General features: G+C 71.1%; 26 protein-coding genes and 1 pseudogene. 12 read left to right on the top strand and 15 right to left on the bottom strand.

Going from position 1 to position 24,997, the window contains the following annotated elements; translation table 11 throughout:
* Positions 1 to 39: 39 nt before the first annotated feature.
* Positions 40 to 351 (bottom strand): hypothetical protein, encoded by a 312-nt coding sequence (locus tag ACFYPR_RS04755; protein WP_363941481.1) that lies wholly within the window; start codon positions 349 to 351, stop codon positions 40 to 42.
* Between the two features lie 334 nt (positions 352 to 685).
* Between ACFYPR_RS04755 and ACFYPR_RS04750 the strand changes: the two genes are divergently transcribed.
* The 3 genes from ACFYPR_RS04750 (at position 686) to ACFYPR_RS04740 (ending at position 2,889) form a co-directional block, all read left to right on the top strand.
* Positions 686 to 1,465 (top strand): helix-turn-helix transcriptional regulator, encoded by a 780-nt coding sequence (locus ACFYPR_RS04750; protein ID WP_387258698.1) that lies wholly within the window; start codon positions 686 to 688, stop codon positions 1,463 to 1,465.
* Complete coding sequence (locus tag ACFYPR_RS04745; protein ID WP_354856950.1) at positions 1,456 to 1,644, top strand: DUF397 domain-containing protein; 189 nt, start codon at positions 1,456 to 1,458, stop codon at positions 1,642 to 1,644. Before ACFYPR_RS04750 ends, ACFYPR_RS04745 begins: the two co-directional genes overlap by 10 nt.
* A 150-nt stretch (positions 1,645 to 1,794) precedes the next feature.
* On the top strand, positions 1,795 to 2,889 hold the full coding sequence (locus tag ACFYPR_RS04740) for an AI-2E family transporter (RefSeq protein WP_354857011.1): 1,095 nt from the start codon (positions 1,795 to 1,797) through the stop codon (positions 2,887 to 2,889).
* Positions 2,890 to 2,892: 3 nt separating this feature from the next.
* Here ACFYPR_RS04740 and ACFYPR_RS04735 read toward each other — a convergent pair whose 3' ends face one another.
* The 6 genes and pseudogenes from ACFYPR_RS04735 to ACFYPR_RS04710 form a co-directional block, all read right to left on the bottom strand.
* Entirely contained in the window at positions 2,893 to 3,690 is a 798-nt protein-coding gene (locus ACFYPR_RS04735; RefSeq protein ID WP_354856948.1) for an alpha/beta hydrolase, read from the bottom strand.
* 70 nt (positions 3,691 to 3,760) lie between these two features.
* Positions 3,761 to 4,084 (bottom strand): hypothetical protein, encoded by a 324-nt coding sequence (locus ACFYPR_RS04730; RefSeq protein WP_231640156.1) that lies wholly within the window; start codon positions 4,082 to 4,084, stop codon positions 3,761 to 3,763.
* Between the two features lie 694 nt (positions 4,085 to 4,778).
* A pseudogene (locus tag ACFYPR_RS04725) lies at positions 4,779 to 5,009 on the bottom strand (sigma factor); the annotation flags it as partial.
* A gap of 40 nt (positions 5,010 to 5,049) precedes the next feature.
* A complete protein-coding gene (locus ACFYPR_RS04720; RefSeq protein ID WP_355066044.1) occupies positions 5,050 to 6,840 on the bottom strand; it encodes a 3-hydroxybutyryl-CoA dehydrogenase in 1,791 nt (596 codons plus the stop codon).
* Positions 6,841 to 6,965: 125 nt separating this feature from the next.
* Positions 6,966 to 8,039, bottom strand: a complete 1,074-nt coding sequence (locus ACFYPR_RS04715; RefSeq protein ID WP_387258593.1) for an alpha/beta fold hydrolase — start codon at positions 8,037 to 8,039, stop codon at positions 6,966 to 6,968.
* A 106-nt stretch (positions 8,040 to 8,145) separates the two neighbouring features.
* Positions 8,146 to 8,562, bottom strand: a complete 417-nt coding sequence (locus ACFYPR_RS04710; protein WP_354856940.1) for an FHA domain-containing protein — start codon at positions 8,560 to 8,562, stop codon at positions 8,146 to 8,148.
* 256 nt (positions 8,563 to 8,818) lie between these two features.
* Between ACFYPR_RS04710 and ACFYPR_RS04705 the strand changes: the two genes are divergently transcribed.
* Together ACFYPR_RS04705 and ACFYPR_RS04700 are read left to right on the top strand one after the other, a co-directional pair.
* Entirely contained in the window at positions 8,819 to 10,315 is a 1,497-nt protein-coding gene (locus tag ACFYPR_RS04705; RefSeq protein WP_387258591.1) for an aldehyde dehydrogenase family protein, read from the top strand.
* A 79-nt stretch (positions 10,316 to 10,394) separates the two neighbouring features.
* The gene (locus ACFYPR_RS04700; protein ID WP_354856936.1) at positions 10,395 to 11,054 is read left to right on the top strand and encodes a class I SAM-dependent methyltransferase; all 660 of its coding nucleotides are present in this window, start codon (positions 10,395 to 10,397) and stop codon (positions 11,052 to 11,054) included.
* A gap of 4 nt (positions 11,055 to 11,058) precedes the next feature.
* Here the strand turns inward: ACFYPR_RS04700 and nucS are convergent, their stop codons facing one another.
* The gene (nucS, locus tag ACFYPR_RS04695; protein ID WP_039908963.1) at positions 11,059 to 11,718 is read right to left on the bottom strand and encodes an endonuclease NucS; all 660 of its coding nucleotides are present in this window, start codon (positions 11,716 to 11,718) and stop codon (positions 11,059 to 11,061) included.
* Between the two features lie 71 nt (positions 11,719 to 11,789).
* On the opposite strand from nucS, the gene ACFYPR_RS04690 reads away from it, so the two are divergent.
* A complete protein-coding gene (locus tag ACFYPR_RS04690; protein WP_355066038.1) occupies positions 11,790 to 12,407 on the top strand; it encodes a DUF4126 domain-containing protein in 618 nt (205 codons plus the stop codon).
* Between the two features lie 172 nt (positions 12,408 to 12,579).
* Here ACFYPR_RS04690 and ACFYPR_RS04685 read toward each other — a convergent pair whose 3' ends face one another.
* Positions 12,580 to 13,140 carry a hypothetical protein gene (locus tag ACFYPR_RS04685; protein ID WP_387258589.1) on the bottom strand — a complete coding sequence of 187 codons (561 nt, stop codon included), beginning with the start codon at positions 13,138 to 13,140 and terminating at the stop codon, positions 12,580 to 12,582.
* Positions 13,141 to 13,823: 683 nt separating this feature from the next.
* Between ACFYPR_RS04685 and ACFYPR_RS04680 the strand changes: the two genes are divergently transcribed.
* Positions 13,824 to 14,120: a DUF1540 domain-containing protein gene (locus ACFYPR_RS04680; RefSeq protein ID WP_355063537.1), complete on the top strand. Its 297-nt coding sequence runs from the start codon at positions 13,824 to 13,826 to the stop codon at positions 14,118 to 14,120.
* Between the two features lie 14 nt (positions 14,121 to 14,134).
* On the opposite strand, the gene ACFYPR_RS04675 is transcribed toward ACFYPR_RS04680, so the two are convergent.
* Complete coding sequence (locus tag ACFYPR_RS04675; protein ID WP_387258588.1) at positions 14,135 to 16,141, bottom strand: protein meaA; 2,007 nt, start codon at positions 16,139 to 16,141, stop codon at positions 14,135 to 14,137.
* 151 nt (positions 16,142 to 16,292) lie between these two features.
* Between ACFYPR_RS04675 and ACFYPR_RS04670 the strand changes: the two genes are divergently transcribed.
* Both ACFYPR_RS04670 and ACFYPR_RS04665 read left to right on the top strand, forming a co-directional pair.
* Complete coding sequence (locus tag ACFYPR_RS04670; RefSeq protein ID WP_355137938.1) at positions 16,293 to 17,144, top strand: ABC transporter ATP-binding protein; 852 nt, start codon at positions 16,293 to 16,295, stop codon at positions 17,142 to 17,144.
* Positions 17,141 to 17,986, top strand: a complete 846-nt coding sequence (locus ACFYPR_RS04665) for an ABC transporter permease (RefSeq protein WP_387258587.1) — start codon at positions 17,141 to 17,143, stop codon at positions 17,984 to 17,986. Before ACFYPR_RS04670 ends, ACFYPR_RS04665 begins: the two co-directional genes overlap by 4 nt.
* A 40-nt stretch (positions 17,987 to 18,026) precedes the next feature.
* Here the strand turns inward: ACFYPR_RS04665 and ACFYPR_RS04660 are convergent, their stop codons facing one another.
* Entirely contained in the window at positions 18,027 to 18,875 is an 849-nt protein-coding gene (locus ACFYPR_RS04660; protein ID WP_354863111.1) for a 3-hydroxyacyl-CoA dehydrogenase family protein, read from the bottom strand.
* 207 nt (positions 18,876 to 19,082) lie between these two features.
* On the opposite strand from ACFYPR_RS04660, the gene ACFYPR_RS04655 reads away from it, so the two are divergent.
* The gene (locus ACFYPR_RS04655) at positions 19,083 to 19,718 is read left to right on the top strand and encodes a hypothetical protein (protein WP_355063545.1); all 636 of its coding nucleotides are present in this window, start codon (positions 19,083 to 19,085) and stop codon (positions 19,716 to 19,718) included.
* Here the strand turns inward: ACFYPR_RS04655 and ACFYPR_RS04650 are convergent.
* On the bottom strand, positions 19,709 to 21,154 hold the full coding sequence (locus ACFYPR_RS04650; RefSeq protein WP_387258585.1) for a serine/threonine-protein kinase: 1,446 nt from the start codon (positions 21,152 to 21,154) through the stop codon (positions 19,709 to 19,711). The two genes, ACFYPR_RS04655 and ACFYPR_RS04650, sit on opposite strands and share 10 nt — an antisense overlap.
* Positions 21,155 to 21,198: 44 nt before the next feature.
* Here ACFYPR_RS04650 and ACFYPR_RS04645 point away from each other — a divergent pair, with 44 nt between their 5' ends.
* Positions 21,199 to 21,747, top strand: coding sequence for an RNA polymerase sigma factor (locus ACFYPR_RS04645; protein ID WP_354862456.1), 549 nt, complete (start codon positions 21,199 to 21,201; stop codon positions 21,745 to 21,747).
* A 57-nt stretch (positions 21,748 to 21,804) separates the two neighbouring features.
* Here the strand turns inward: ACFYPR_RS04645 and murA are convergent, their stop codons facing one another.
* Positions 21,805 to 23,247: a UDP-N-acetylglucosamine 1-carboxyvinyltransferase gene (murA, locus tag ACFYPR_RS04640; RefSeq protein ID WP_355063551.1), complete on the bottom strand. Its 1,443-nt coding sequence runs from the start codon at positions 23,245 to 23,247 to the stop codon at positions 21,805 to 21,807.
* Here murA and ACFYPR_RS04635 point away from each other — a divergent pair.
* A complete protein-coding gene (locus tag ACFYPR_RS04635) occupies positions 23,246 to 23,818 on the top strand; it encodes a cob(I)yrinic acid a,c-diamide adenosyltransferase (RefSeq protein ID WP_354862458.1) in 573 nt (190 codons plus the stop codon). The genes murA and ACFYPR_RS04635 overlap by 2 nt on opposite strands.
* Positions 23,819 to 24,174: 356 nt before the next feature.
* Here ACFYPR_RS04635 and ACFYPR_RS04630 read toward each other — a convergent pair whose 3' ends face one another.
* Together ACFYPR_RS04630 and ACFYPR_RS04625 are read right to left on the bottom strand one after the other, a co-directional pair.
* Complete coding sequence (locus ACFYPR_RS04630) at positions 24,175 to 24,630, bottom strand: DUF2550 domain-containing protein (RefSeq protein ID WP_354862460.1); 456 nt, start codon at positions 24,628 to 24,630, stop codon at positions 24,175 to 24,177.
* Between the two features lie 12 nt (positions 24,631 to 24,642).
* On the bottom strand, positions 24,643 to 24,924 hold the full coding sequence (locus ACFYPR_RS04625) for a F0F1 ATP synthase subunit epsilon (protein ID WP_354862462.1): 282 nt from the start codon (positions 24,922 to 24,924) through the stop codon (positions 24,643 to 24,645).
* Between the last annotated feature and the right edge of the window lie 73 nt (positions 24,925 to 24,997).

The raw sequence follows: 24,997 nt of genomic DNA, 5'->3' as shown, positions 1-24,997 counted from the left end.
AGGAACGGAAACTGTCCAAGATCTGCGCGTCGGCCGGTTCTAGTCGATGATCGGGCGGCGGAACGGGCCCCACGCGACGAACCGTTCGAACAACTCCCGGGGCGTCGGCCCGTCGTAGGGGTTGAGCTGGTACAGGTCGTGTGCCGCCTCATGGTAGAGGCCGGCCAGGTAGATGGTCAGGGCCACCGGGTCCGCGTCAAACTCCGCCTTGAGCAGCAGCCGGGCGTCCGCGCAGGGCCATGGTCGGCCGTCGGCCCGGCAGCACCACAGAGGCCGCAGCGGGGTGTGCGGCGTCCGATCGCCGCAGGCTCGGGGAAACAGGGGGTACGGCCCGAGCCGCGGCAGCGGCAGCCCGGACGTACGGGCCCGTTCCTGTGGACCGGAACCCGACGGCGTGCAGCCGGCGGGCGACCTCGGCACCGGGTGAACGGGGTCGGACCGACCGGAACGGCGAAGACGCGGCATCGATACCTCCTCGACTGACTCAGAACGGACGCGCCGCCGGTTGGGGCGACAGCGGCGACCGGGTACGTGACAGTCTGCTGAGAACACCACTACGGTCGGAAGGCATCGTCGTGTCCGCCGGCGTGACTGGGGTAACGGCGTGGTCCGCCGGGTCGACCGGTGGCGATCACCAACAACCTGCGGAGGCACTGTGGAAGGCGACGCCGCGCCGACGGCCGACATGATCCGCGCCCAACTGCGCCGGCTGCGGACCGCCGCCGGGATGAGTCAGGAGGAGTTCGGTCGGCTGGTGCACTACTCCGGCTCGATGGTGTCCGCGCTGGAGCTGGGCCAACGGCCGCTGGACCGGCTCTTCCTGGCCCGCGCCGACGAGGTCCTGACCACCGGAGGCTTGCTCGTGCACCTGCTCAAGCTCGCCGAGCGCGACGGCCTGCCGAGCTGGTTCCGGCCCTGGTTGGACGCCGAGCGGACCGCCCGCCAACTGCGCTGCTTCCAGCCCACGCTCGTCCCGGGTCTGCTGCAGACCGAGAACTACGCCCGCGCGGTGATCCGCTGCGACGATCTGCTCAGCGACGACGAGGTCGAACGCCGCGTGCAAGCGCGCCTGGACCGCCAGTCCATCCTCACGCAACCCGACCCACCGCAGCTCATCGCGGTCGTGGACGAACACGCGCTGCGGCACACCGCTGAGCACATGCGTGGGCTCATGGTCGAGCAACTCACCCAGTTGATCACCTACGCCCAACGCCCGCCGGTCAGCGTGCACGTCATTCCCGCCGAGGTTGGAGTGCACGTCGGGATGTCCGGACCCTTCACGCTTGCGCGCGGCGCCGACGGTGGCTGGGTCGGCAACCTCGAAAACCAGCTTGCCGGCGTCGTGGTTGACCGAGATGGTGACGTAGCTACGCTGCTCTCACGATGGGAGACGGTGAGAAACGAAGCGCTCTCTCATCGGCACTCGATTGACCTGATGAAGGAAGCAGTGAATTCATGCACCTGAGCGGCGCGGTTTGGCGCACCTCCACTCGCAGCGGTAACAGTGAGTGCGTCGAGGTGGCGGACAATCTGCCCGGACTGGTGGGGGTGCGGGACAGCAAGGACCCGTCCGGCGCGGTGCTGGTGTTCGCGACAGCCGCGTGGCGGGCGTTCGTGGCCGCCGCCCGCCATCCCACCGCCTGAGCCGGGAGGTCCCTGGTGCCGCAGCACGACCCGTCCGGCGACGACCCGGACGTGACCCCAGGTCCCCCGCGAGCGGAAACGCCACCGCCGGCGGAAACGCCACTGCCGGTCGAGACGCCGCCGCCGGACGAGACGCCGCCTCCCGTGCCGGTGCCGGCACCGGGGATCGACCCGGAGGAGCCGCCTGCCGTGCCGTCCGGGAAGTTCGGCACGCCGGGGCGTCCACTGCGACGCAGCAGCTTCCTGGTCGGCTTCACGGGCGCGCTGGGCGTGCTGCTGGCGTACACCCTCTATCTGGGGATTCGCAATGCCGGCGGCATCCTCGTGCTGGTGGTGATCGCGCTCTTCCTCGCGGTGGGCCTCAACCCGGCGGTGGTGCGGCTACGCACCTGGGGTGTGCCCCACGGCCTGGCGGTGACGGTGGTGGCGTTGACCGTGGTGCTGCTGCTCTGCGGGGGTGTGGTGGCGCTGGTCCCGCCGATCGTGACGCAGTCCGGGCAGTTCATCGACCAGATCCCGAGCCTGCTCGACGAGTTGCGCCGCAATCCGACGGTCAATGACCTGGTGGAGCGGTACGACGTGGTGGAGCGGGTGCAGGGCGCGGCCAACGCGGCCACCATCGGCCGGGCGCTCGGCGGGGTGCTCGGGGGCGCCCAACTGATCTTCGGCACGGTGTTCCGGACGTTGACCGTGCTGGTGCTGACCATCTACTTCCTGGCCTACTTCAACCGGCTGCGCTCGCTGGGCTACTCGGTGGTGCCCCGGTCGCGGCGGGAGCGGGTGCAGCTGATCGGCGACGAGATCCTGGCGAAGGTCGGCGCCTACATGGTCGGCGCGCTGAGCATCGCCGTGCTGGCCGGCGCGACCACCTTCGTCTTCGCGCTGATCGTCGGGCTGCCGTACCCGTTCGCGCTGGCCGTGGTCGTCGCGGTGACCGACCTGATCCCGCAGATCGGCGCGACCCTGGGCGCGGTGATCGTGAGCCTGGTCGGTTTCGCCGCCGACCTGCCCACCGGCATCGCCTGCGCGGTCTTCTTCCTGATCTACCAGCAGATCGAGAACTACCTCATCTACCCGAAGGTGATGCGGCGTTCGGTGGAGGTCAACGAGGTCGCCGCCCTGCTGGCCGCGCTGCTTGGGGTGGCGCTGCTGGGCGTGGTGGGCGCGCTGATCGCCATCCCCACGGTGGCCGCGTTGCAACTGATCCTGCGCGAGGTGGTGCTCCCCCGCCAGGAGCGGAGTTGACTGTCAGTCGGCCGGCCCGGGGACGGGCGTGTCCGCGAAGGCGGCCACCGTTCGGTCGGCGTACGCGCTGACGTCGCCGGTCTCCATCGGCCCGTCCCAGGTCGTCGGCAGCGGCACCTCGGCCGCCGGGTTGACCCGCTTGACGATCTCGTCGAGCACGGTCTCCGCGTCGCCGACCCAGAGGTGCTTCGCGCCGGGCACCCCGACCACCTCGGCCTGCGGCACCGCCGCGAACCGCTCCCGCGCCTCGGCCGGGCGCAGGTAGTCGTCGAACTCGGGCACCAGCGCCACCAGCGGCCGACCCGAGTCGGCCCAGGTCGCCAGATCGTCCGGGGCCGAGAACCGCAGCGGCGGGGATAGCAGGATCGCTCCGGCCACCGCCGGGTCGCACCCGTACTTCAGGGCCAGGTCGGTGCCGAACGACCAGCCGACCAGCCAGATGTTGGGCAGTTCGGCGAACTCCGCGTACTCGATGGCGGCGGCCACGTCGTAGCGCTCACCCACCGCGCCGTCGAAGGCCCCCTCGCTGGTGCCGCGCACACTGCTCGTGCCCCGGGTGTTGAACCGCAGCACGGCCACGTCGGCCAGCGCGGGCAGCCGCCACGCCGCCTTGCGGAACACGTGGCTGTCCATCATTCCGCCGTGGGTGGGCAGCGGGTGCAGGCAGACGAGGGTGGCCACCGGGGGCCGGTCGGCCGGCAGGGCCAGTTCGCCGACCAGCCGCAGACCGTCGGCGGTGTGCAGCTCGATGTCCTCCCGGCGGCCGGGCAGGATCGACGACGCGCGGATCGCTGTGCTCACCGCTCAAGTCTGTCGCGAACTCACCGCCGCCGCCCGCCCAGGCACGATCAGGGTGATCCAGGTCGCTCGCTCAGTAGCGCGGCGTGCCCCGGCCGCGCTGCACCGCCGGGCCGCGCCGCTCCCGGGCACGCCAGCACCCGCTGTGCCAGTGCCGGCGGTCGGTCAGGTCACCCAGGCCGTCGGCGGGCCAGGCCACGAGGTGCGCCACCCCGGGTCGGATCTCCTGGTCACAACCGGGGCAGCGGTACGTCTTGACCGACGCGCCCGCCCCGATGCCGCGTACCTGCCAGGCGCCGTCGGTCCACTGCTGCACCGAGGCGACACCCTGCCGGACGCGGTCGGCGTCCAGGTTGGCGTTCTCGTCCCGGCGAGGGCGATTGCGACGAGGGCTCACAGTCACCAAGCGTACGGTCCGTCGGACGGACCAGCCCCCGGGCCGGTCCGTCCGACGGCTGCGATCACTTCCAACTCTGTGGCCGCGTCGGGTCCTCGACGACCCGCGCTCCCGCCAGCACGGTCGTCGCGTCCGCCTCGGTGAAACCGCTCGTCGCGCCCGGCTCGACGCCGGTCGGCCGCGGGCCGTCCCACTGCCAGCCGAAGTTCACGCTCACCACCGTCTTGCGGATGCCGAAAAGATCCAGTGTCGTCCCGTCCGCGGAGAGATTCGCGGGCCGGCCAGCGATGGTCCGGTTCCCCTCGGTACGGGTGCCGGCCCCGCTCGCGTAGCGGTAGTTCACGAACATGACGTGGGTCGCCGCCCGCGCAAGGGTGAAGTCCGAGGTGACCAGTCTCGGGTATGAGCTGACGTCGACCGAGCAGGAGGTGATCGGTGCGCGGTCGGGCAGGCTGCCGAGCCGCAGCGGCACGGCGCACGACCGGGCCTCGTTCCAGCGCAGCGCCCGGACCGCCTGCTCCAGCCCGGCGCGGTCCCCTCCCAGGATGACGGCACGGGCGTACAGACCCGGCGCGGGACGCCACGACGTGACCACGCCACTCGCGCCATCGCTCGTCGGGTGGATCGTGCCGTCGAAGGTCTGGGGCCCCGGCCCGGCCACGTCGACCTGGACGTTGCCGAACGAGACGCTGGTGGACAATTCACGGCTCGACCGGCGACGCCACCAGGAGTTGTTGGCGTTGACGAGCATCCGGCGCACGTACACGTCGGGCCGGTCGGCTCGGGCGATCTTGCGCCAGTGCACGTACGTCCGGGACAGCACCTCCTGGGTGAGGTCCTCGGCCCGGTGCTCGTCACCGGTGAGCAACCGCGCCAGCCGCACGAGGGCTGGGCCGCGGCTGGAGACGTACTCCTCGAAGGTCACATCCGGTAGACGCGGCCGGGTCCCTCCGGCGTTGACCCGGTCAGCGGTGCGAGTGGTCGCGGAAGCCGCGGCGGGTCTTGCGGCCCAGGTAGCCGGCCGTGACCAGGTGCTCCAGCAGCGGCGCGGGCGCGAAGCCCGGCTCGCGCAGCTCCAGATACAGCTCCCGCTGGATGGCCAGCGAGACGTCCAGCCCCACCACGTCGAGCAGCTCGAACGGGCCCATCGGGTAGCCGCAGCCCAGCTTCATGGCGTGGTCGATGTCGTCGGCGGTGGAGTAGCTGGCCTCCAGCATCTTCACCGCGTCGTTCAGGTACGGGAAGAGCAGCGCGTTGACGATGAACCCGGACCGGTCGCCGCAGACCACACCGGTCTTGCCCAGCGCGGCGCAGACCGCCCGGGCGGTGGCGGTGGCCTCCGGGGAGGTACGGATGGTCCGGACCACCTCGACCAGCGGCATGACCGGCGCCGGGTTGAAGAAGTGCAGGCCCACCACGTCGGCCGGCCGCTGGGTGGCCATCGCCACGTCGATCACCGGCAGGGACGAGGTGGTGGTGGCCAGCACCACGCCCGGCTTGCAGATCTCGTCGAGGCTGGCGAAGAGCGCCTTCTTCACGCTCAACTCCTCGACGACCGCCTCGACCACCAGGTCGACGTCGGCGAGGTGGTCGAGCGTGGCCGACCAGCTGATCCGGCCGAGCGCGGCGTCCCGGTCGGACTCGGCGAGCTTGCCGCGCACCACGCCCTTGTTCAGCGAGGTCTTCACCGCCTCGCAGACCGCCGCGGACTTCTCCGCGCCCCGGGTCACCGAAACGACCTCGTAGCCGGCCTTCGCGAACACCTCGATGATCCCGGTGGCCATCGTCCCGGATCCGACGACACCGACCTTCGCGATCGCGCGCGCGCCGTCGGCGAGCGCGGCCTCCGTGGCCGGCGGCGTCGCCTCGTCCGGTACGACGACCGGGGAGCCGGGCCGCTGGTAGGTGTAGAAACCCCGACCGGACTTCCGGCCGAGCAGCCCCGCCGTCACCATCTGCTTGAGCAGCGGCACGGGGGCGTGCCGGCGGTCCCGCCCGCCGCGGCGGTACATCGTGTCCAGGATCTCGTACGCGGTGTCCAGGCCGATCAGGTCCATCAGCGCCAGCGGGCCCATCGGCAGGCCGCAGCCGAGCTTCATCGCCGCGTCGATGTCCTCCCGGGTCGCGTAGTGCGACTCGAACATGCCGACCGCGTGGTTGAGGTAGCCGAAGAGCAGCGCGTTGGCGATGAAGCCGGCCCGGTCGTTGATGGTGACGTCGACCTTGCCCAGCCGGGCGCACAGCGCCTCGACGTCGGCGACCACCTCGGGCGACGTGACGACGGTGCGGACCACCTCGACCAGCTTCATCACCGGCGCCGGGTTGAAGAAGTGGATGCCGATCACCTGGTTGGGCCGGGTGGTGGCGACCGAGATCTCGGTGACGCTCAACGACGAGGTGTTGGTGGCGAGAATGGTGTCCGGCCGGCAGACCCGGTCCAGCTCCGCGAAGATGCGCTGCTTGAGGTCCAGGTGCTCGGGCACCGCCTCGATCACCAGGTCCACGGAGTGCAGGGCGTCCAGCCCCACCGCGAAGCGCACCCGCTCGTGCAGCGCGTCCCGGTCCGCCTCGGCGAGCTTGCCCTTGGCCACGGCGCGATCGGTGGAGCCGGTGAGGGTGGCCCGGCCGCGCTCCAGCGCCGACTCGGAGATCTCGACCGCGAGCACGTCGATGCCGTTGCGGGCGAAGACCTCGACGATGCCGGCACCCATGGTGCCCAGCCCCACCACACCCACGGTGCTGAACTCGCGCGCCACGATCGGCCTCCCCAGACACTCCGCACGGCCACTGAACGGCCGCTAAGGTTATGCGCGCGAGTCTGCCACGTGACGCTCGGTTGTCGAGACGCCGTGGCATATTTCACCCACGGCGCGAGGGGCCGCTAGACGGCCGGCACGCCGGTCAGCGCGAGCAGCTCCGCGACGAACTCCGCCGGGCGTTCCAGGTGCGGGCTGTGCCCGCAGCCGGGCAACACCACCTCGCGGTACGCGCCGCCGGCCGCCGCGTACCGCTCCAGCACCGCACGGGTCTGGCCGACCATCGGCTGCGGCGGGCAGGACTCCTCGCCCGGCCAGCCGGGCACGACACCCAGCGAACCCAGGTACGCCAGGTCGAACAGCGACGTGTCCGACACGATCACGTCGGCGTCCCCGCGTACCCAGGTGACCGGCGGCTTGGGTGCGACGGCCACCAGCTCGTCGGCGATCCGGAACCAGGTCGGTGCGAGCGCGTTGAGCACGCCGCGCTCCCCCGGCGCGGTGCCCGGCCAGTTCGCCGAGGGCACCGCCGTACCGGGGTAGTTGTCGTCGCCGGTCGCCGTGGACAGCACGCTGTCCAGCAGCAGCTCCTCGTCGACGCCCAGCGAGGCGGGATCGGCCACGTAGGTGGCCCGCAGCACCGCGCGCGGGCTGGCCGGCGCGTCGGCGTCGCGATCACCCGCGGCGAGCCGCGCGACGAAGTCGGGGTTGGCCGTGCCGGCGCCGGTACCGGCGAAGTCGGGGGTGGTCGGCGTGCCGGTCAGGTCGCGCGTGCCACCGAAGCCGTACGGCGACACCGGCGCGGCCAGCAGCAGCGCGCCCACCCGGTGCGGATGGTCGACCAGCAACCGCATCGCCACTCCCCCGCCCAGGGAGTGCCCGACCACCACGGGCAGGCCGCTGCCGCTGGCGAAGAGCGTCGGGTCGTCCAGCAGGGCGGCGATGTCGTCGGCGAAGTCCCGCAGGCCCCGCGTGGCGTTCACCGGAGCGGTCGCGGAGTCGCCGTACCCCCGTAGGTCAGGGGCCACGACCCGCAGCGTCGGCGGCAGCCGCCGGAGCAACGGTTCCCAGAACAGCGAGGACGAGCAGTTGCCGTGGATCAGCAGCACCGGAGTGCCGTCCGGCGGGCCGGCCACCCGTACCGCCTGGGTCGTGCCGTTCGCCGTCACGATCCGCTGCTCGCTCTCCATCCGCGGCATGCTGCCACGCCGTTGTCCGCCGGTCCAGGTGCTGGACAGCCACCCGGCGGCACCGCCCGGTGTGGCGGACCACCGCCCACACCCCGGCAGGGGCCTTCGCCGCGGGTCAGCGGCGGCCGGTGGGCGGGGTGGCCAACGGCAGGGGCAGCGTCGGGCGGATGTCCCGCCGGGCCGGGCCGAAGCTGAGCCCGACCGGATCCGTGTGGGCGACCCCCGGGTCGAACAGGCGCAGCTCGGTCCGACCGAGCCGGATCACGTCGCCGTCGGAGAGGCGTTCCACCTCGGTGATCCGGCGGTCGTTGAGCCAGGTGCCGTTGGTCGAGCCCAGGTCACGCAGCGAGGCACCCTCCGGGGCCAGCCACACCTCGGCGTGCCGGCGGCTCAGGTGCGGGTCGTTGATGACCACGTGACCGGTCGGTGCCCGACCGATCACCTGCGGCTCGACCCGAAGGCGAAAGCTCGCGCCGCGCATCGGCCCACCAGCGACCGTCAACAGCGGCAGCAGTTCCGGATGTTCCTCCATGGACAGTCAGCCCTCCACCCCACACCGTTACTCCGCGCGTCAGCCTGCCATCAGACGGTAATCGTCAATACCGACCAGCCGGTCAGCTCCTCGTCACCTCCCGGCCACCCGCCGTTCGACGATTCGGGCGGCCGGCCTCCGGCACCCAGCGCCTGACCTGCACTGATCAACGAGCGGGCGGGCCGAGGCAACTCCCGTCCGGCCGACCCGAAATCGTGCCCTACCGATGAGTAATGTTCGGGTCTAGACTTCCGCCATGACGGCTGTGCATGTCCCCGGCACCCCTCTCATCGAGGCGGACCAGCTGGTCTCCACCAGTCCGGCCACCGGCGCCGAGGCGGGCCGCCTGCCCGTCGCCACCGCTGCCGACGTGCGGCAGGCCGTCGACCGGGCCCGCGCCGCCGGCGAGTGGTGGGCCGGCCTGGGCTTCACCGGCCGCCGGCAACGGCTGCTGCGCTGGCGCGCGCTGCTCGCCCAGCGGATCGAGCAGCTCGCCGACCTGGTGCACGTCGAGGGCGGCAAGCCGGTCCCCGACGCCATCGTCGAGATCGTCACCGCGATCGAGCACGTCGACTGGGCGGCGCGCAACGCCGGTCGGGTGCTCGGTCCGCGCCGGGTGCGGTCGCGGCTCATCCTCGCCGAGTTCTCCGGGCACCTGGAATACCAGCCGCACGGCGTGGTCGCTGTGATCGGCCCGTGGAACTATCCGGTCTTCACCCCGATCGGCTCCGCCGCGTACGCCCTGGCCGCCGGCAACGCCGTGGTGTTCAAGCCCAGCGAGTACACGCCCGCCGTCGGCCAGTGGCTGGTGGACACCTTCGCCGAGGTGGTGCCCGAGCAGCCGGTGTTCACCGCCGTGCACGGCCTCGGTGACGTGGGCGCGGCGCTGTGCCGCTCCGGGGTCGACAAGGTGGCCTTCACCGGCTCCACCGCGACCGCCCGGAAGGTGATGGCCGCCTGCGCCGAGACGCTGACTCCGGTGCTGATCGAGGGTGGTGGCAAGGACGCCATGATCGTCGACAGCGACGCCAACCTGGACGCCGCCGCCGAGGCGTGCGTCTGGGGCGCCATGACCAACGCCGGCCAGACCTGCATCGGCATCGAGCGGGTCTACGCCGTCGACGCGGTCTTCGACGCCTTCGTCGACAAGGTCGTCGCCCGTGCCGGCCGGCTGACCGTGGGCCCGGAGGGCGCCGACATCGGCCCCATCACCATGCCCGGCCAGATCGAGGTGATCCGCCGCCACATCGACGCCGCGGTCAGCTCCGGCGGTCGCGCCGTGCTCGGCGGCCCGGATGCGGTGCAACCTCCGTACGTGCATCCGACCGTGCTGGTGGACGTCCCGGAGGAGTCGGCCGCCGTCCGCGAGGAGACCTTCGGCCCGACGCTGACCATCAGCCGGGTCCGCGACGCCGACGAGGCCGTCGCCCGCGCCAACGCCCTGTCGTACGGCCTGGGGGGTTCGGTCTTCGGCCGGCAGCGTGCGGTGTCCATCGCGCGGCGCCTGCGCTCGGGGATGGCTTCGATCAACTCCACCCTGACCTTCGCCGGGATGTCCACGCTGCCGTTCGGTGGGGTCGGCGACTCCGGCTTCGGGCGGATCCACGGCGAGGACGGCCTGCGCGAATTCGGCCGCGCCAAGGCCATCACCCGCCGCCGGGCACGATCGCTGCTGCCGTCGATGACCTTCGAACGCACCCCGACCGACGTGGCACGCCTCATCAAGGCCATCAAGATGATGTACGGCAGGTGAGTGTCGGATAACCGATCTGCGCGTTGATCAGCGCATCGACATGTTTATGCATCGTGCTCGCGGCGGTACATTGCGTTAAATGGGCCACAATCGATTGCGCCACCGCCTTGTCGACAGTGACCAGTCGTGGAGCGCACGGCAGCGGCGTCGTCGTTCGGACTGGCTGGCGCGCACGTTCCCCGAGATCGGCGACATGCATGTCGTCGACCTCGGCGGCCGGCTCGGCACCTGGCACCGCGCCACCGTCCGACCGGCCCGGGTCACAGTGGTCAACCTGGAACAGCCGCCCGCCGCGGTGCCGGAATGGGCCCACGTCGAACAGGCCGACGCCTGCGACCTGCCACCCCACGTCGCCAACGGCGCCTACGACCTGGTCTTCTCCAACTCGGTGCTGGAGCACGTCGGCGGGCACGAACGCCGGCTGCGGTTCGCCGCCGCGGCCCGGTCACTGGCCGATCGCCACTGGGTGCAGACGCCCTACCGCTACTTCCCCATCGAGCCGCACTGGATCGCGCCCGGAATGCAGTTCCTGCCGATCCGGCTGCGCACCGCGCTCGCCCGCCGCTGGCCTCTCGGGCACAAACCGACCCGCAGCCACGAAGCCGCCATTCACCAGGTGCTCTGGACCGAACTGCTGGACCGCTCGCAGATGCGCCACTACTTCCCCGACTCGCGAATGCTCATCGAGCGGTTGGCCGGCCTGCCGAAGTCGCTGATCGCCGTCCGAACCGAGGCGTGAGCGGTCAGAAGAGGGTCAGCTCGTCCTTCTCGATGCCGCGCAGCCGGTCGTAGTTGACGACCACGCATCGGATGCCCCGATCGGCGGCGAGCACCCGGGCCTGCGGCTTGATCTCCTGGGCGGCGAAGACGCCGGTGACCGGGCTGAGCAGCGGGTCGCGGTTCATCAGTTCGAGATAGCGGGTCAACTGCTCCACCCCGTCGATCTCGCCACGCCGCTTGATCTCGACGGCGACGGCGCCGGAGTTGGCGTCCCGGCACAGCAGGTCCACCGGCCCGATCGCCGTCATGTACTCGCGGCGCACCAACGTGTACCCCTCGCCGAGCACACCCGGGTTGGCCGCCAGCAACTCCTGCAGGTGCGCCTCGACCCCGTCCTTGCGCAGGCCGGGATCCACACCCAGCTCGTACGAGGTGTCCTGGAAGACCTCCTCCAGGGTGATCCGCAGCTCCTCGCCGGCCTTGTTGACCACCCGCCACACGCCGGGGGCCTCCTCCAGCCGACACGGCGGGCTCATCCAGTTCAGCGGCTTGTACGCACGATCGTCGGCATGGATGGACACCGACCCGTCCGCCTTCACCATCAACAGCCGGGTGGCCGGCGGCAGGTGAGCCGAGAGCCGTCCGACGTAGTCCACCGAGCACTTCGCAATGACCAACCGCACCCGACGAGGGTAGCCGAGCACCCGGCGACCGCCACCGAGCGGCACTGGCGCGTCGGTGCGATGCTGAGACCGTGTTCGAAGTCCTCACCGGCACCGGCCTCGCCGCCTCAGCGGGGCTGAACGCCTACATACCCCTGCTCATCCTCGGTCTACTCGGTCGTTACACCAACCTGATCGACCTGCCCAGCGGTTGGACGTGGCTCGGCAACGGCTGGGTCATCGTCATCCTGGCCGTCCTGCTCGCCGTCGAGATGGTGGCGGACAAGGTGCCGGTGGTCGACCACATCAACGACGTGGTGCAGACCGTCGTCCGGCCCACCGCCGGCGGCCTCGCCTTCGGCGCGGGCTCGTCCTCGGAGACCGTGACCGTCAGCGACCCGGGGAGTTTCTTCACCTCCCACCAGTGGGTGCCCGTGGCCACCGGCGTCCTGCTCGCCTTCGGCGTACACCTGCTCAAGTCCGCCGCGCGGCCAGTCATCAACGCGACCACCGCCGGGTTCGGCGCCCCGGTCGCCAGCACCGCCGAGGACGCGACAAGCGTGGTCGTCTCCCTGGTCGCGATCATCCTGCCGGTGCTGGTGCTCGCCTTCCTGGTCGGCCTGGTCGTGTTCATCTACTGGTTCTTCCGTCGACGCTCCGAACGCCGTCGGGAACGCGAGGCGGCCCGCGCCGCAGGCTTCCGCGTCTGACCTGGGGCCTTCCTCGCGGGGCGCACCGGCTCCGCTCCGCTCGCCCGCTCGCGCCTTCAGATCCTGGACAGTTTCCGTCAGCAGCTGACGGAAACTGTCCAAGATCTCGCGGGCATGACAATGGCCGGCACCCGTTCTCGGGTGCCGGCCATTGGTCGGGTCGTGCGGTGGGTCAGCTGTTCCAGTGCTGGGTGACCAGGTCGGTGGCCTGCTGCTCCCACTGGGCGTAGGCGTCCGGGTAGGCGGAGACCTGCACGGTCTGGGCGGCCTGGGTCAGGGGCATGTCCTGCCAGCCGTCGACCTGCTTGAGGCCCTTGAGGAATGCGGTGGTGGAGTACTCGGGGTTGGTGATCTGCTCCGGGGTGCCCCAACCACTGGAGGGGCGCTGCTGGAACAGGCCCAGCGAGTCGTGGTCGTTCATGTCGCCGAGGTGGCCGAGGTTCTCCAGCTTCGATTCCTGCAGGCTCGTGGCGATCGAGATGACCGCGGCCCGTTCGGGCAGGCCGGCCTTCTTCGTGGCGGCGATGATCGCCTTGGCGTTGGCGGTCTGCTCGCCGTTGAGGCTGATGTGCGACTGGTCGCCCTGCGGCTTCGACACTGCCGTCTGCACGGCGGCGACGGGCTTGGCGTCGGTGGCGGGGTTGGCGTGGGCGGCGATCGGGCCGGCGAAGACACCACCGGCGAACGCGAGACCAGCAACGGACAGCATGCTCTTACGGAAGATCGTGTTCATGGGGGTAGCTCCTTCGGGGGTAGGAACACCACACGCCACCACACGGGGGTCGGTGACGCAGGTGTGAGCACCTCGTCGGGCGCTGCACTATCAAGCGGGGAAAGTTTGCGGGCGGCCTACGGGCTGATCGCTCGTGGCGCCGGGGGCGGCGGCCTACGAGCGGGGGGCTCGTGGCGCCGGGACGGTGTGTAACGACCGTCGGGCCGGGGTCATTCCCGGGCCCTCGCCGGGGCCGAATAGCGGACCCGGGGGCGAGCCCACGGTCGTTCGGGGGTCTGCAACGACCCGGCCCGGCCGGCCATTCCCCCGCCGGTTGAGCGGGCGGGGCGGCTGGCCGTGGTCCTGCGATCGTCAGGGTATGTAACGACCCCCGGCCCGCCACGATTCCGCCTCACGGATGCGACCGGTCACACCCCGACGCCGCCCGGAAACGGACATCTCGCCCGGTCGACGCGATGGACACGGTCGACGGGGTGCGTCCGGGCGGTGATCGACTCGGGATCGCCGATGTCGGGGTGTCCGGGACGGGTCGATACCCCGACATCGCCGACCTCGTGTTGATCACGCCGAGACGGGTATCCGGCCCGAGCGCCGGGGCCAGCGCTGATCGTCAGGCGGACATATCGGGCCTCTGCAACCGACAAATGCCTAGAATCGCGACAAAAAGCCTAGAGGAGGTCAGCATGACCACAGCGATGGAGATGCCCCGAGTCCAGGAGTGTGTGGTCGCGGCGTGTGCGTACAACCAGGGCGGTGACTGCCACGCCTTCGCAATCACCATCGGCAGCATGGACCACGCGCACTGCCACACCTTCGTCGAGTCGCCCGTGCGGGGCGGGGTGGACGGCCTCACCGCCCAGGTGGGCGCCTGCCAGCGTTCCGACTGTCGGCACAACGAGCAGTTGGAGTGCCACGCGTCGTCGATCAAGGTCGGTCCGGACAACGACATGGCCGACTGCATGACGTACGCCGGTCGCTGACCCGCGACGCGGGCTCAGGGCAGGTCGTTGGCCTGCCGGATGACCGTCACGAGGTCGTCGATGATGCCGGTGAGGGCGAAGTCCTTCGGGGTGAAGACCCGGGCCACCCCGGCGGCCCGCAGGGTGTCGGCGTCGCCGGCGGGGATGATGCCGCCCACCACCACCGGCAGGTCCGCCCGGCCGGCGGCACGCAGCCCGTCGAGGACGGCGGGTACGGCGGCCAGGTGCGAGCCGGACAGCACGGAGAGCCCGACCAGGTCGACGTCCTCCTCGACGGCGGCGGCCACGATCTGCCCGGCGGTCAGCCGGATGCCCTGGTAGACGACCTCGAAGCCGGCGTCGCGGGCGCGTACCGCGATCTGCTCCGCGCCGTTGGAGTGCCCGTCCAGGCCGGGCTTGCCGACCAGCAGCCGCAGCCGGCCGCTGCCCAGCTCGCGGGCGGTGGCGGTGACGCGCTCCCGCACCGCCGCGAGGCCCGGGTCGCCGCCCCTGCCGGTGGCGCCGGCCAGGCCGGTGGGTGCCCGGTACTCGCCGAAGACCTGGCGGAGCGCGCCGGCCCACTCCCCGGTGGTCACCCCGACGCGCACGCATTCCAGGGTGGCCGGCATGAGGTTGGCGGTGGTCGCGGCGTCCGCGCGGAGCCGGGCCAGCGCCGCGTCCACGGCGTCGTCGTCCCGACCGGCACGCCATTCGCGTACGGAGGCGACGGCGGCCGCCTCGACCGCGGGGTCGACCTGTTCGACGGCCTCGGCGCCGGCCGCGGTCAGCGGAGAGGGCTCGGTCTCGGCGTACCGGTTGACGCCGACCACGACGTCGGCGCCGGACTCCATCCGGCGGCGGCGTTCGGCCAGCGAGGCGACCAGCGCGCTCTTGAGGTAGCCGGTCTCCACGGCGGCGACCACGCCGCCCAGCTCCAGCACCTTGTCCAGCTCGACGCGCGCTCCGGTGACGATCTCGTCGACGAGTGCGGTCATCACGTGCGACCCGGCGAAGAGGTCGGGATATTCGAGCAGGTCCGACTCGTACGCCAGGACCTGCTGCATCCGCAGCGACCACTGCTGGTCCCAGGGGCGGGGCAGGCCGAGCGCCTCGTTCCAGGCGGGCAGTTGCACGGCGCGGGCGCGGGCGTCGCGGGACATCGTCACGCCGAGCATCTCCAGCACGATGCGCTGGATGTTGTTCTCCGGCTGCGCCTCGGTGAGGCCGAGCGAGTTGACCTGCACCCCGTAGCGGAACCGTCGCTGCCGGGCCTCGGTCACCCCGTACCGGTCCCGGGTGATCTCGTCCCAGAGCACGCCAAACACGCGCATCTTGGCGATCTCCTCGACGAAGCGCACCCCGGCGTTGACGAAGAACGAGACGCGCTGCACCACGTCACCCATCCGCTCGGCGGGCACCTGGCCGGAGTCGCGGACCGCGTCGAGGACGGCGACGGCGGTGGCCAGGGCGAAACCAACCTCCTGTACGGGCGTGGCGCCGGCTTCCTGGAGGTGGTACGAGCAGATGTTGACCGGGTTCCACCGGGGCATTTCCCGCAGCGTGTACGCCACCACGTCGGCGGTGAGCCGCAGGGAGGCCGCCGGCGGGAAGATGTACGTCCCCCGGGACAGGTACTCCTTGATGATGTCGTTCTGGGTGGTGCCGGCGCAGCGGGCCAGCTCCGCGTCCTGTTCGAGGCCGACGGTGCCGTAGAGGGCCAGCAGCCACATCGCCGGGGCGTTGATGGTCATCGAGGTGTTCATCTCGGCGAGCGGGATGCCGTCGAAGAGCGCCCGCATGTCCCCGAGGTGGGCCACCGGCACGCCGACCCGGCCGACCTCACCGGCGGCGAGTTCGTGGTCCGGGTCGTACCCCGTCTGGGTGGGCAGGTCGAAGGCGACCGACAGGCCGGTCTGCCCCTTGGCGAGGTTGCGGCGGAAGAGCGCGTTGGTGGCGGCGGCCGAGGAGTGGCCGGCGTACGTGCGCATCACCCACGGGCGGTCCCGCTCGGGCAACCGGCTCGCAGATGGGGTCTCATCCATGGCCGGAGTCTAAGTTACCGTTCAGTAAAACGGGTTGTGGAAAACCACACAGGTCCATGTCGCGGACGACCGGGTCCGAAGCGCTCGCGGTGGCGCTGACCGCCACACCCCGGGCAGCGGGGTGTGGCGGTCAAGACGCACACTGGACAGCATGGATGACGAGCTGGCCATCTCCGTCCGAGGGCTGCGCAAGGCGTACGGCGACAACGTGGCGGTGGCGGGCGTGGATCTCGACGTCCACCGCGGTGAGGTGTTCGCGTTGCTCGGCCCGAACGGCGCCGGCAAGACCACCACGGTCGAGATCCTGGAGGGCTACCGGCGCCGCGATGCCGGCGAGGTGGCCGTGCTCGGCGCGGACCCGGCCCATCCCGACGCCGGCTGGCGCTCCCGCGTCGGCATCGTGCTGCAGGGCACCGGCGAGTTCGACGAGCTGACCGTGGCCGAGGTGGTCCGGCACTTCTCCGGCTTCTATCCGGACGCGGACGACCCGGACAAGGTCATCGAGCGGGTCGGGCTGGCCGGCAAGGCGAAGGCTCGTACGCACACCCTCTCCGGCGGGCAGAAGCGCCGCCTGGATGTGGCGCTGGGCATCATCGGCCGCCCTGAACTGCTCTTCCTCGACGAGCCGACCACCGGTTTCGACCCGGAGGCCCGCCGCGAGTTCTGGGAGCTGATCCGCGACCTCGCCGCGGCCGGCACCACGATCGTGCTCACCACCCACTATCTGGACGAGGCGGAGGCGCTCGCCGACCGGGTCGGTGTGATCGCTGGCGGCCGGCTGGTCGAGGTGGCCGCCCCGAACCGGCTGGGCAACCGGCAGGAGGCTCTGGCCACGGTCTCCTGGCGTACCCCGGAAGGGACGCTGGAGAGCGCGCAGAGCGCGACGCCGACGGCCCTGGTCGCCGACCTGGCCGCGCGCTACGGCGGCGAGGTCCCCGGCCTCACGGTGACCCGGCCGACCCTGGAGGACGTCTACCTCACGATGATCGGACACGCGCGATGACGACCACGACGAAGCCGGCGACGCCGGTCGCCGCGACCAAGGGCCGCCGGCTGGGCGCGGGCGCGCTGGCCCTGCGGCAGGGCCGGCTGGAGATCACCCAGTTCCTGCGCAGTCGGGAGTCCGTGGTCTTCACGATGGGCTTCCCCATCATCATGATCCTGATCTTCGCGTCGATCTTCCACGGGACGATCGGTGGCGGGGTCAAGTTCACCCAGTACTTCATCACCGGCATGATCGCGACCGGCCTGATGACGGTGAGCTTCCAGAACCTCGGCATCTGGATCCCGATCGAGCGGGACCGGGGGGTGCTCAAGCGCTACCGGGGCACACCGATGCCGAAGTGGGTCTGGTTCGCCGGCAAAGTGATCATGGTGGTGGCGATCGGCATCGCCGAGACGGCCCTGCTGCTGGCCTTCGCGGTGGCGCTGTTCGACCTCGACCTGCCCGGCACCGCCGCGAAGTGGTTCACCTTCGGCTGGGTCGCGATGCTCGGGGTGACCGCGTGCACCCTGTGTGGCATCGCCATCTCGTCGCTGGCCCGCACGGCCCGCAGCGGCTCGGCGGTGGTCACCCCGGTCGCCCTGGTGCTCCAGTTCATCTCCGGGGTGTTCTTCGTCTTCACCGACCTGCCGACCTGGATGCAGCAGGTGGCGGCGCTGTTCCCGCTCAAGTGGATGTGCCAGGGGCTGCGCGCGGTCTTCCTGCCCGAGAGCTTCGGCGCCCAGGAGCCGGGTGGGTCGTTCGAGCTGGGCCGGGTGGCGCTGGTGCTCGCCCTGTGGTGCGTGATCGGCCTGGTGCTCTGCCTGACCACCTTCCGCTGGACCACCAAGCGCGACGGCTGAGCGGTCGACCGGGGCGGGCAGCCGCCCCGGTCGTCGCGACTCAGTACGTGTAGAAACCCTTGCCGGTCTTGCGGCCCAGGTCGCCGGCGGTGACCATGCGCTGGAGCAGCTCCGGCGGGAAGAACTTCTCGTCCGCCGTGTCGGTGTAGATGTTCTTCGAGGCGTGCAGCAGCACGTCCACGCCGGTCAGGTCGGTGGTGGCCAGCGGGCCCATCGCGTGCCCGAAGCCCAACCGGCAGGCGGTGTCCAGATCCTCCGCCGACACCACGCCGGACTCGACCAGCTTGACCGCCTCCACCACCAGGGCGGAGATCAGCCGCGTGGTGACGAAGCCGGCGATGTCCCGGTTGACCACCACGACCGTCTTGCCGATCTCCTCGGCGAAGGCCCGCACGGTGGCCAGCGTGTCGTCGCTGGTCTTGTAGCCGCGCACCAGCTCACAGAGCTGCATCATCGGCACCGGTGAGAAGAAGTGGGTGCCGACGACGGCCTCGGGCCGCTCGGTGACCGCGGCGATCTGGGTGACCGGAATGGCCGACGTGTTGGTGGCGAGCACCGCGTCGGACTTGCAGATCTTGTCCAGCGCACGGAACACCTCGTGCTTGATCTCCAGCCGCTCGAAGACCGCCTCGACCACGATGTCCGCGTCCGCCGCCGCCTCCAGGTCGGTGGTCGGGGTGATCCGCGCCAGCGTCGCCTCGACGTCGGACGCCTCGATCTTGCCCTTCTCGGCGAACTTCTCCAGCGACTTCCGGATGCCGCCGAGCCCCCGGGTGGTGGCCGCGTCGTCCAGGTCGCGCAGCGTCACCTGCCAGCCCGCCTGCGCCGCCACCTGGGCGATGCCGGAGCCCATCAGCCCGGCCCCGACGACCGCGAGTCGACCCGCCATCTGCTTCTCCCTCGCTGCGATTGAGTGCCTGCCTGCACCCTAGTCTGCGAGCCTGAACGATGACTAAGTGCTCCGGAGGGGCGGTGTCGGGGCGCCAGCCGCCGCGCCCGTGTGACGGATGCACGACTCGCCAGAGCGAACAAACTTCCGGTTGGGTGCATCGAACCCTACGACAACGCAACAGACGGACACAGCCAGGAGCTCATGATGCGCGCAACGTCCATGGTCGGAACCCTCACCTGCCTCCTGCTCGCAGCGGCGTGCTCGTCACCCGCACACCAGGGCGGCAACGCTGCGCCCGCAGGCTCGCCTGAGCCGACGACCAGCGCGGCCACCACCGGCACGCCCACCCCGTCCACCCCGTCCAGCCCGCCCCCGTCGTCCCCGTCGTCCGCCCGACCGCCAAGCGACCCGACCCGCGCGGCGTCGCTCGTCCTGGGCCCGGACGGCATCGGCTCGCTGAAGCTCGGCATGACCCGTCAGCAGGCCACCGGGACGGGACAGCTGCGGGCCTTCGGGAACAACGGGGGCGACTGCGCGCCGGCGCACCTGCGGGCCGCCCCGAGCGAGGACGGGGTCGTCCTCCTCTCGCCGACCCTGGGAATCGCCACCATCGACGCGTACGAGGGAATCAGGACGCCCGAGGGAGCGCGCATCGGCATGTCGAGCGCCGAGATGCTGCGGATCTACCCGACGTGGAAGGCAGCCGACGGAGACGCGACGAACGGTCGCGGCGTCGCGAAGACCCCCGGCAACAGCAAGGCCGTCTACCGCATCGGGACGAGGAACGGCAAAGTCACCCAGCTGACCCTCCAGTACGCGAACCAGAACTGCTACGAGTAGACGGACCCGAAACGGCCGGCCTGCGGCGCCAGCGCGCTGGACAACCGCAGGCCGGCCAGGATCTCGTCGGTCAGGTCCTCGTCACCGACCTGCTTGATCTGCAGGTAGACGCCACAGCCGCGCTGCGGCACGGCCAACACCACCTCGCTGAACGACACCGAAGCGCCACACGATGTCCACCGTCGTACCAACGCGCTGTCGCCCCCCACGTTCACGGTCCGGTCGGGCTGCCGGACGCAGGAGGGGTGGCCGGGTAACGCCGGTTCCGGGTCGCCGGCGAGCAGCGCCCTGCTCGCGCCGACGAACACACCGGCCATCCCACTCGCCGGGTCCGGCCAGACGGCGAGGTTCGGGGCGACCACGAGACCCGGCGCCTGGCCAGCGGGAAGGCGCAGTACCGAAGGGTCCCAGCCGGCGTCCTTCACCTGGCCGGCCCAGCTCGCCGGCACCGCCACCGAAAGAGCACCGGAGGCATCGTCCACGCGAACCCACCCGGACCGTGCCGGCAGCGTGGAACTGGAACCAGTCATCGCCAGCAGCGCGGTCAGTGCGACCCCGACGCCGACGACCCGCCCCAACTGCCGCACGAACCGGCCACGGCCCGCGTCCCGCTCCAACGACGCGATGACCCGGTGCAGCTCCTCGCGCATCACGGCAGCGGACGCCCAGCGTTGCCGCGGGTCGGGATGCAGCGCGCGGCGCACCAGGTCGTCCACTTCGGAGGGAATTCCGGGCCGAAGCTCGGATGGCCGGAGCAGGGTGCGCCCGGCCCGGCCCGAACGGCTACCGGTCGACCGTGCCGGCTCGGGCGGGCGGCCGGTCACCATGTGGTAGGTCGTCGCGCCGATCGCGTACACGTCGGCGCGGATGTCCAGACCACCACCGGCGGTGGCCTGCTCGGGTGGCATGTAGCCGGGTGTGCCAGCCGCGATGGTGAAGCCGGACGCGTTGGCGAGCGCCTTGGCCAGACCGAGGTCGGCGACGAGCACCCGATCCCGGTCCGCAGCCGGCTGGAACAACACATTGGACGGCTTGAGATCCCGGTGCAGCACGCCGGCCTCGTGCAGCACCGTGACGGCGCTGGCGATGTCGGCCGCGATGAGCAGGGCCTCCCGTACCGGCAGCGGCCCCGAGACGAGCCGATCGGCGAGGGTGCCGCCAGCCGCGTACGGCATCACCAGGTACGGCCGTCCGTCCGGCAGCTCACCGACGTCGAGCACACGCACGAGCAGACTGGAATCCGTCCGCCGCATGATCCGCGCTTCCTGCTCGAACCGCTCCCGCAGATCAGCGTGGTACGACCAGTTGTCCGCCAGCACCTTGATCGCTACGGAAGCGTCCAGAGCATCGTCGGCGCCGAGCCACACGGTGGCGAACGCTCCGGAACCGATACGCCGTACAACGCGGTATCGACCGATCTTGCCGGGTACTGACACGCCCGTATTATGGCCGACAAGACGCTGAGGAACGGGGCCTGAGCTTGTCAGACGATCTTGCTATCGAGGATCTCGCCGGTCGTGCCGCAAGGGGCGACGCCGCCGCACTGGACATGTTGCTGGTCAGGATCGGCCCGCAGGTCATGCGGCAGTGCCTGCGCCTCCTTCCCTGCCGGCAGGATGCCGAAGAGGCGTGCCAGGATGCCCTCCTGCAGGTCGCCCGCAAGATCGACAGCTTCGCGGGCCGGTCGAAGTTCTCCACCTGGCTGCACATCGTCACGGCCAACTGCGCCCGGCAGACGTACCGCAGCCTCAAGCGCCGGGCCGACGAGCAGTCCACGCCACAGCTCCCGCTCGACGCCGCCGACCCGCGCACCACAAGCGTGATCGCGGGTTCCCGACTCGACCTGCTGGACGCGCTGGAACGACTGGAGGCGCACCGACCCGAACTGGTCGCCCCGCTGGTGCTGCGTGACCTGTGCCAGTTGACCTACGACCAGATCGCCGACCATCTCGCCATTCCGGTCGGCACCCTGAAGTCACGTATCCACGACGCACGACGGCACGTGCGTGCCTCGCTGCAGGCCACCTGACACCGCGCGACCCACAGCGTTCGCGGGTGCCGACCCGGTGGGACGCCGGCCAGGGCGTCAGATCTCCAGCGACGGCTCGTCCGGCGCGGTGCCCCGCTCCACCGCCACACCGAGCGCGCGCAGGTCGGCCACGAAATCCGGGTACCCCCGGTCGACGTGGTGCACGTGGGAGACCTCCGTGGGCCCGTCCGCGCAGAGGCCGGCGATGATCAGCCCGGCGCCGGCGCGGATGTCGGTGGCCCGTACCGGCGCTCCGGACAGCCGCTCCCGCCCCCGGACCACCGCGTGGTGCCCGTCGGTCTTGATGTCCGCGCCGAGCCGCATCATCTCGTTGGCGAACATGAACCGGCCGTCGAAGATGTTCTCCGTGATCAGGGAGGCGCCGTCGCTGACCGCGGCCAGCCCGATCGCCATGGGCAGCAGGTCGGTGGCGAAGCCGGGGTACGGCAGCGTCACCACGTCCACCGCGCGGGGCCGGTCGTCCATGCGTACCCGGAAGCCGTCACCGTGCGTCTCGACCAGGCCGCCGGCCGCGACGACCTTGTCCAGCGCGACCTCCAGGTAGGCCGGGTCCAGCCCGGTCACCGTCACGTCGCCGCGCGTCATCGCGGCGCCGAAGGCCCAGGTGCCGGCGACGATCCGGTCCCCCACTGTGGCGTGCCGCACCGGACGCAGGCCGGCCACGCCGGTGATCCGCAGGGTGGATGTGCCGGCGCCGGAGATCCGCGCGCCCATCTGGTTGAGCATCGTGCAGATGTCGACGATCTCCGGCTCCCGGGCCGCGTTGTCGATCGTCGTGGTGCCCTGGGCCAGGACCGCCGCCATCACCAGGTTCTCGGTCGCGCCCACGCTGGGGAAGTCCAGCACGATGTCCGCGCCGCGCAGCCCGTGCGGGGCCTCGGCGATCACGAAGCCGTGCTCGCCGGAGATCTCCGCGCCCATCCGGGTCAGCCCGGAGATGTGCATGTCCAGGCCGCGCGAGCCGATCGCGTCGCCGCCGGGGTGGGCCACCCGCACGTACCCCCGACGGGCCAGCAGGGGGCCCAGCACGCAGATCGACGCGCGCAGCCGTCGGACCAGGTCGTAGTCGGCCTCCGCGCCGGGTTGCGCGGGTACGTCGATGGTCACCGAGCGGGACCGGGCGACCCCGCCGCGGGCCACCATGGGGTCAACGGGGTCGTCCGGGTCGAACTGGACGTCGCAGCCCAGCCGCCGCAGCACCTCCCCCATGATCGCGATGTCGGTGATCCGGGGAACATTGGTGATCACACTGCGGCCGGGGGCGAGCAGCGCGGCGGCCATCAACTTCAGCGCCGAGTTCTTGGCGCCGACGACGTGCACGGTGCCCGCCAGCCGGGCGGCACCGCAGACCCGGATGACGTCGACGTCGTTGACCGCCGGATCGCCGGCGTCGCCGGGACCCACCACCGCGGGCCAGCCGGCTGTCGCGTCCGGCCGTGCGGGGATCGTCAGGTCCGGTATCCGTAGGCTGTGCGTCATGGCCGTCCACCTCACGCGCATCTACACCAAGGCCGGCGACGCCGGCATGACCAGGCTGAGCAACAACGAGCAGGTCCCGAAGACCGATCCACGCATCGCCGCGTACGCGGATGTCGACGAGTGCAACGCGGCGATCGGTGTCGCGCTCGCTCTCGGCCAGCTCGACGAGGAACTGCGGGGCGTGCTGGCGTCGGTGCAGAACGACCTGTTCGACGTCGGCGCCGACCTGTCCACCCCGGTCGAGCCGGAGCCGAAGTACCCGCCGCTGCGGGTGACCGAGGAGTACGTCGAGCGCCTGGAGGGCTGGTGCGACGAGTACAACGCACGCCTGAGCAAGCTCGACTCCTTCATCCTCCCCGGCGGCACCGCGGGCGCGGCGCTGCTGCACGTGGCGCGGACCATCGCCCGGCGTGCCGAGCGGGCGGCGTGGGCGCTGGTCAGCCACGATCCGGACCGGACCAGCCCGCTCCCGGCAAAGTATCTCAACCGGCTCTCCGATCTGCTCTTTATCCTGTCAAGAACGGCAAATCCGGCGGGAGATGTGCTATGGGTGCCCGGCGGCAAGCGCTGAGGTCGGGCGCTGCGCGCGACGTCGAGGTGTGACTTCCCAATCTGATCGCCACCACGCCTCGCCGAGCCGACTCCTCAGCCCGGCCGCCCGACCAGCGCCTTGATCAACTCCGCTTCCTTGAAGTCGGGGTGTCCCGGCCACCAGGACACCCCGACATCAGGAAAGTCGAGCCGATCAACCCGCGAGGCAGGACGCGTCTGCATCGGTAACGGCAGCTGACAGAAGCCCGCGCCAGAACGACGGACAGTGCCCGACGAAGGGTTTCCGGGGGAGCCCGCCCGGCGCAGGGATCAAGCCTGACCGCCCGGAGCCGGGCGGGCTCCCCCGGAAACCCCAAGGGCGACCACGGACGAGCCTCAGGCAGCCGGCCAGTCCTGGGAGGCCATACGCGGCGAGACCGCCCCCGGAGGGGCGGCCTCGAGCCAGGAGAGGAAACCGGTCACGGTCGACCGCGCCATGGCGATCTCCACCGGTGCGTGGTGACTCGTACAGCGGAGGATCACCCAGTCGGCTGGCATGGAGAGCCGTTCCTGCCCTTCGGGCAATCGGCGGCGCTCGACCGCGAGATCCTTGCGGGAGAGGACCCGCTTGGGACGGAGCGCGAAGCTGAACATTCGATACCAGCGCAGCTCGTCACCGGCGAACCGACCGAAGCCGGGTGACCAGCCACGCCCGTCGAGCACGGTGGTGACCCGGACGCTGAGCCGGATGATGCCACCGCTGCAGGTCACGACGGCCCGCCGGACGAAGAGCACGAGAAGCGCGACGAGGATGACGGCGACGCCGATGCCGATGCCTTCGACGATCTCCATCCGCGGGGTGACTCAGCGGCTCTGCGCGGAAACCGGGGTCGCGCTCTCGGCCAGCACGGTGACGCCCTCGGCGCTCACCGAGAGGAAGCCACCGGCCACGTCGTAGGAGACCTGCTGACCGCCGGCCAGCTTGATGCGGACCTGGCCGGGCTCGGCGAGCTGGCCGAGCAGCGGCGCGTGCCCCGGCAGGACACCGAGCTCACCCTCGGTGGTCCGGGCGACGACCATCTCGGCCTCACCGGACCAGACCTTCTCCTCGACGGCGACGAGCTCGACGTGAAGCTGCTGTGCCACGCTGTCTCCTTGCTGCGGCGACGGATTGCCGAAAGTCTAGTCGTGACGCCGAGCCACCCCCAACGCGGGTGGG

Source organism: Micromonospora sp. NPDC005254 (assembly GCF_042872525.1).
GTDB lineage: Bacteria > Actinomycetota > Actinomycetes > Mycobacteriales > Micromonosporaceae > Micromonospora.
Note: the sequence above shows the minus strand (reverse complement) of the source record. Positions and strands in the feature narration are given on the sequence as shown.

Coding starts and splice junctions, on each gene's coding strand:
- ACFYPR_RS04750 (WP_387258698.1), top strand. CDS start 686: ATGATCCGCGCCCAACTGCGCCGGCTGCGGACCGCCGCCGGGATGAGT.
- ACFYPR_RS04745 (WP_354856950.1), top strand. CDS start 1,456: ATGCACCTGAGCGGCGCGGTTTGGCGCACCTCCACTCGCAGCGGTAAC.
- ACFYPR_RS04715 (WP_387258593.1), bottom strand. CDS start 8,039: ATGCCGCGGATGGAGAGCGAGCAGCGGATCGTGACGGCGAACGGCACG.
- ACFYPR_RS04710 (WP_354856940.1), bottom strand. CDS start 8,562: ATGGAGGAACATCCGGAACTGCTGCCGCTGTTGACGGTCGCTGGTGGG.
- ACFYPR_RS04705 (WP_387258591.1), top strand. CDS start 8,819: ATGACGGCTGTGCATGTCCCCGGCACCCCTCTCATCGAGGCGGACCAG.
- ACFYPR_RS04700 (WP_354856936.1), top strand. CDS start 10,395: ATGGGCCACAATCGATTGCGCCACCGCCTTGTCGACAGTGACCAGTCG.
- ACFYPR_RS04685 (WP_387258589.1), bottom strand. CDS start 13,140: ATGAACACGATCTTCCGTAAGAGCATGCTGTCCGTTGCTGGTCTCGCG.
- ACFYPR_RS04680 (WP_355063537.1), top strand. CDS start 13,824: ATGACCACAGCGATGGAGATGCCCCGAGTCCAGGAGTGTGTGGTCGCG.
- ACFYPR_RS04675 (WP_387258588.1), bottom strand. CDS start 16,141: ATGGATGAGACCCCATCTGCGAGCCGGTTGCCCGAGCGGGACCGCCCG.
- ACFYPR_RS04670 (WP_355137938.1), top strand. CDS start 16,293: ATGGATGACGAGCTGGCCATCTCCGTCCGAGGGCTGCGCAAGGCGTAC.
- ACFYPR_RS04665 (WP_387258587.1), top strand. CDS start 17,141: ATGACGACCACGACGAAGCCGGCGACGCCGGTCGCCGCGACCAAGGGC.
- ACFYPR_RS04660 (WP_354863111.1), bottom strand. CDS start 18,875: ATGGCGGGTCGACTCGCGGTCGTCGGGGCCGGGCTGATGGGCTCCGGC.
- ACFYPR_RS04655 (WP_355063545.1), top strand. CDS start 19,083: ATGCGCGCAACGTCCATGGTCGGAACCCTCACCTGCCTCCTGCTCGCA.
- ACFYPR_RS04635 (WP_354862458.1), top strand. CDS start 23,246: ATGGCCGTCCACCTCACGCGCATCTACACCAAGGCCGGCGACGCCGGC.
- murA (WP_355063551.1), bottom strand. CDS start 23,247: ATGACGCACAGCCTACGGATACCGGACCTGACGATCCCCGCACGGCCG.
- ACFYPR_RS04630 (WP_354862460.1), bottom strand. CDS start 24,630: ATGGAGATCGTCGAAGGCATCGGCATCGGCGTCGCCGTCATCCTCGTC.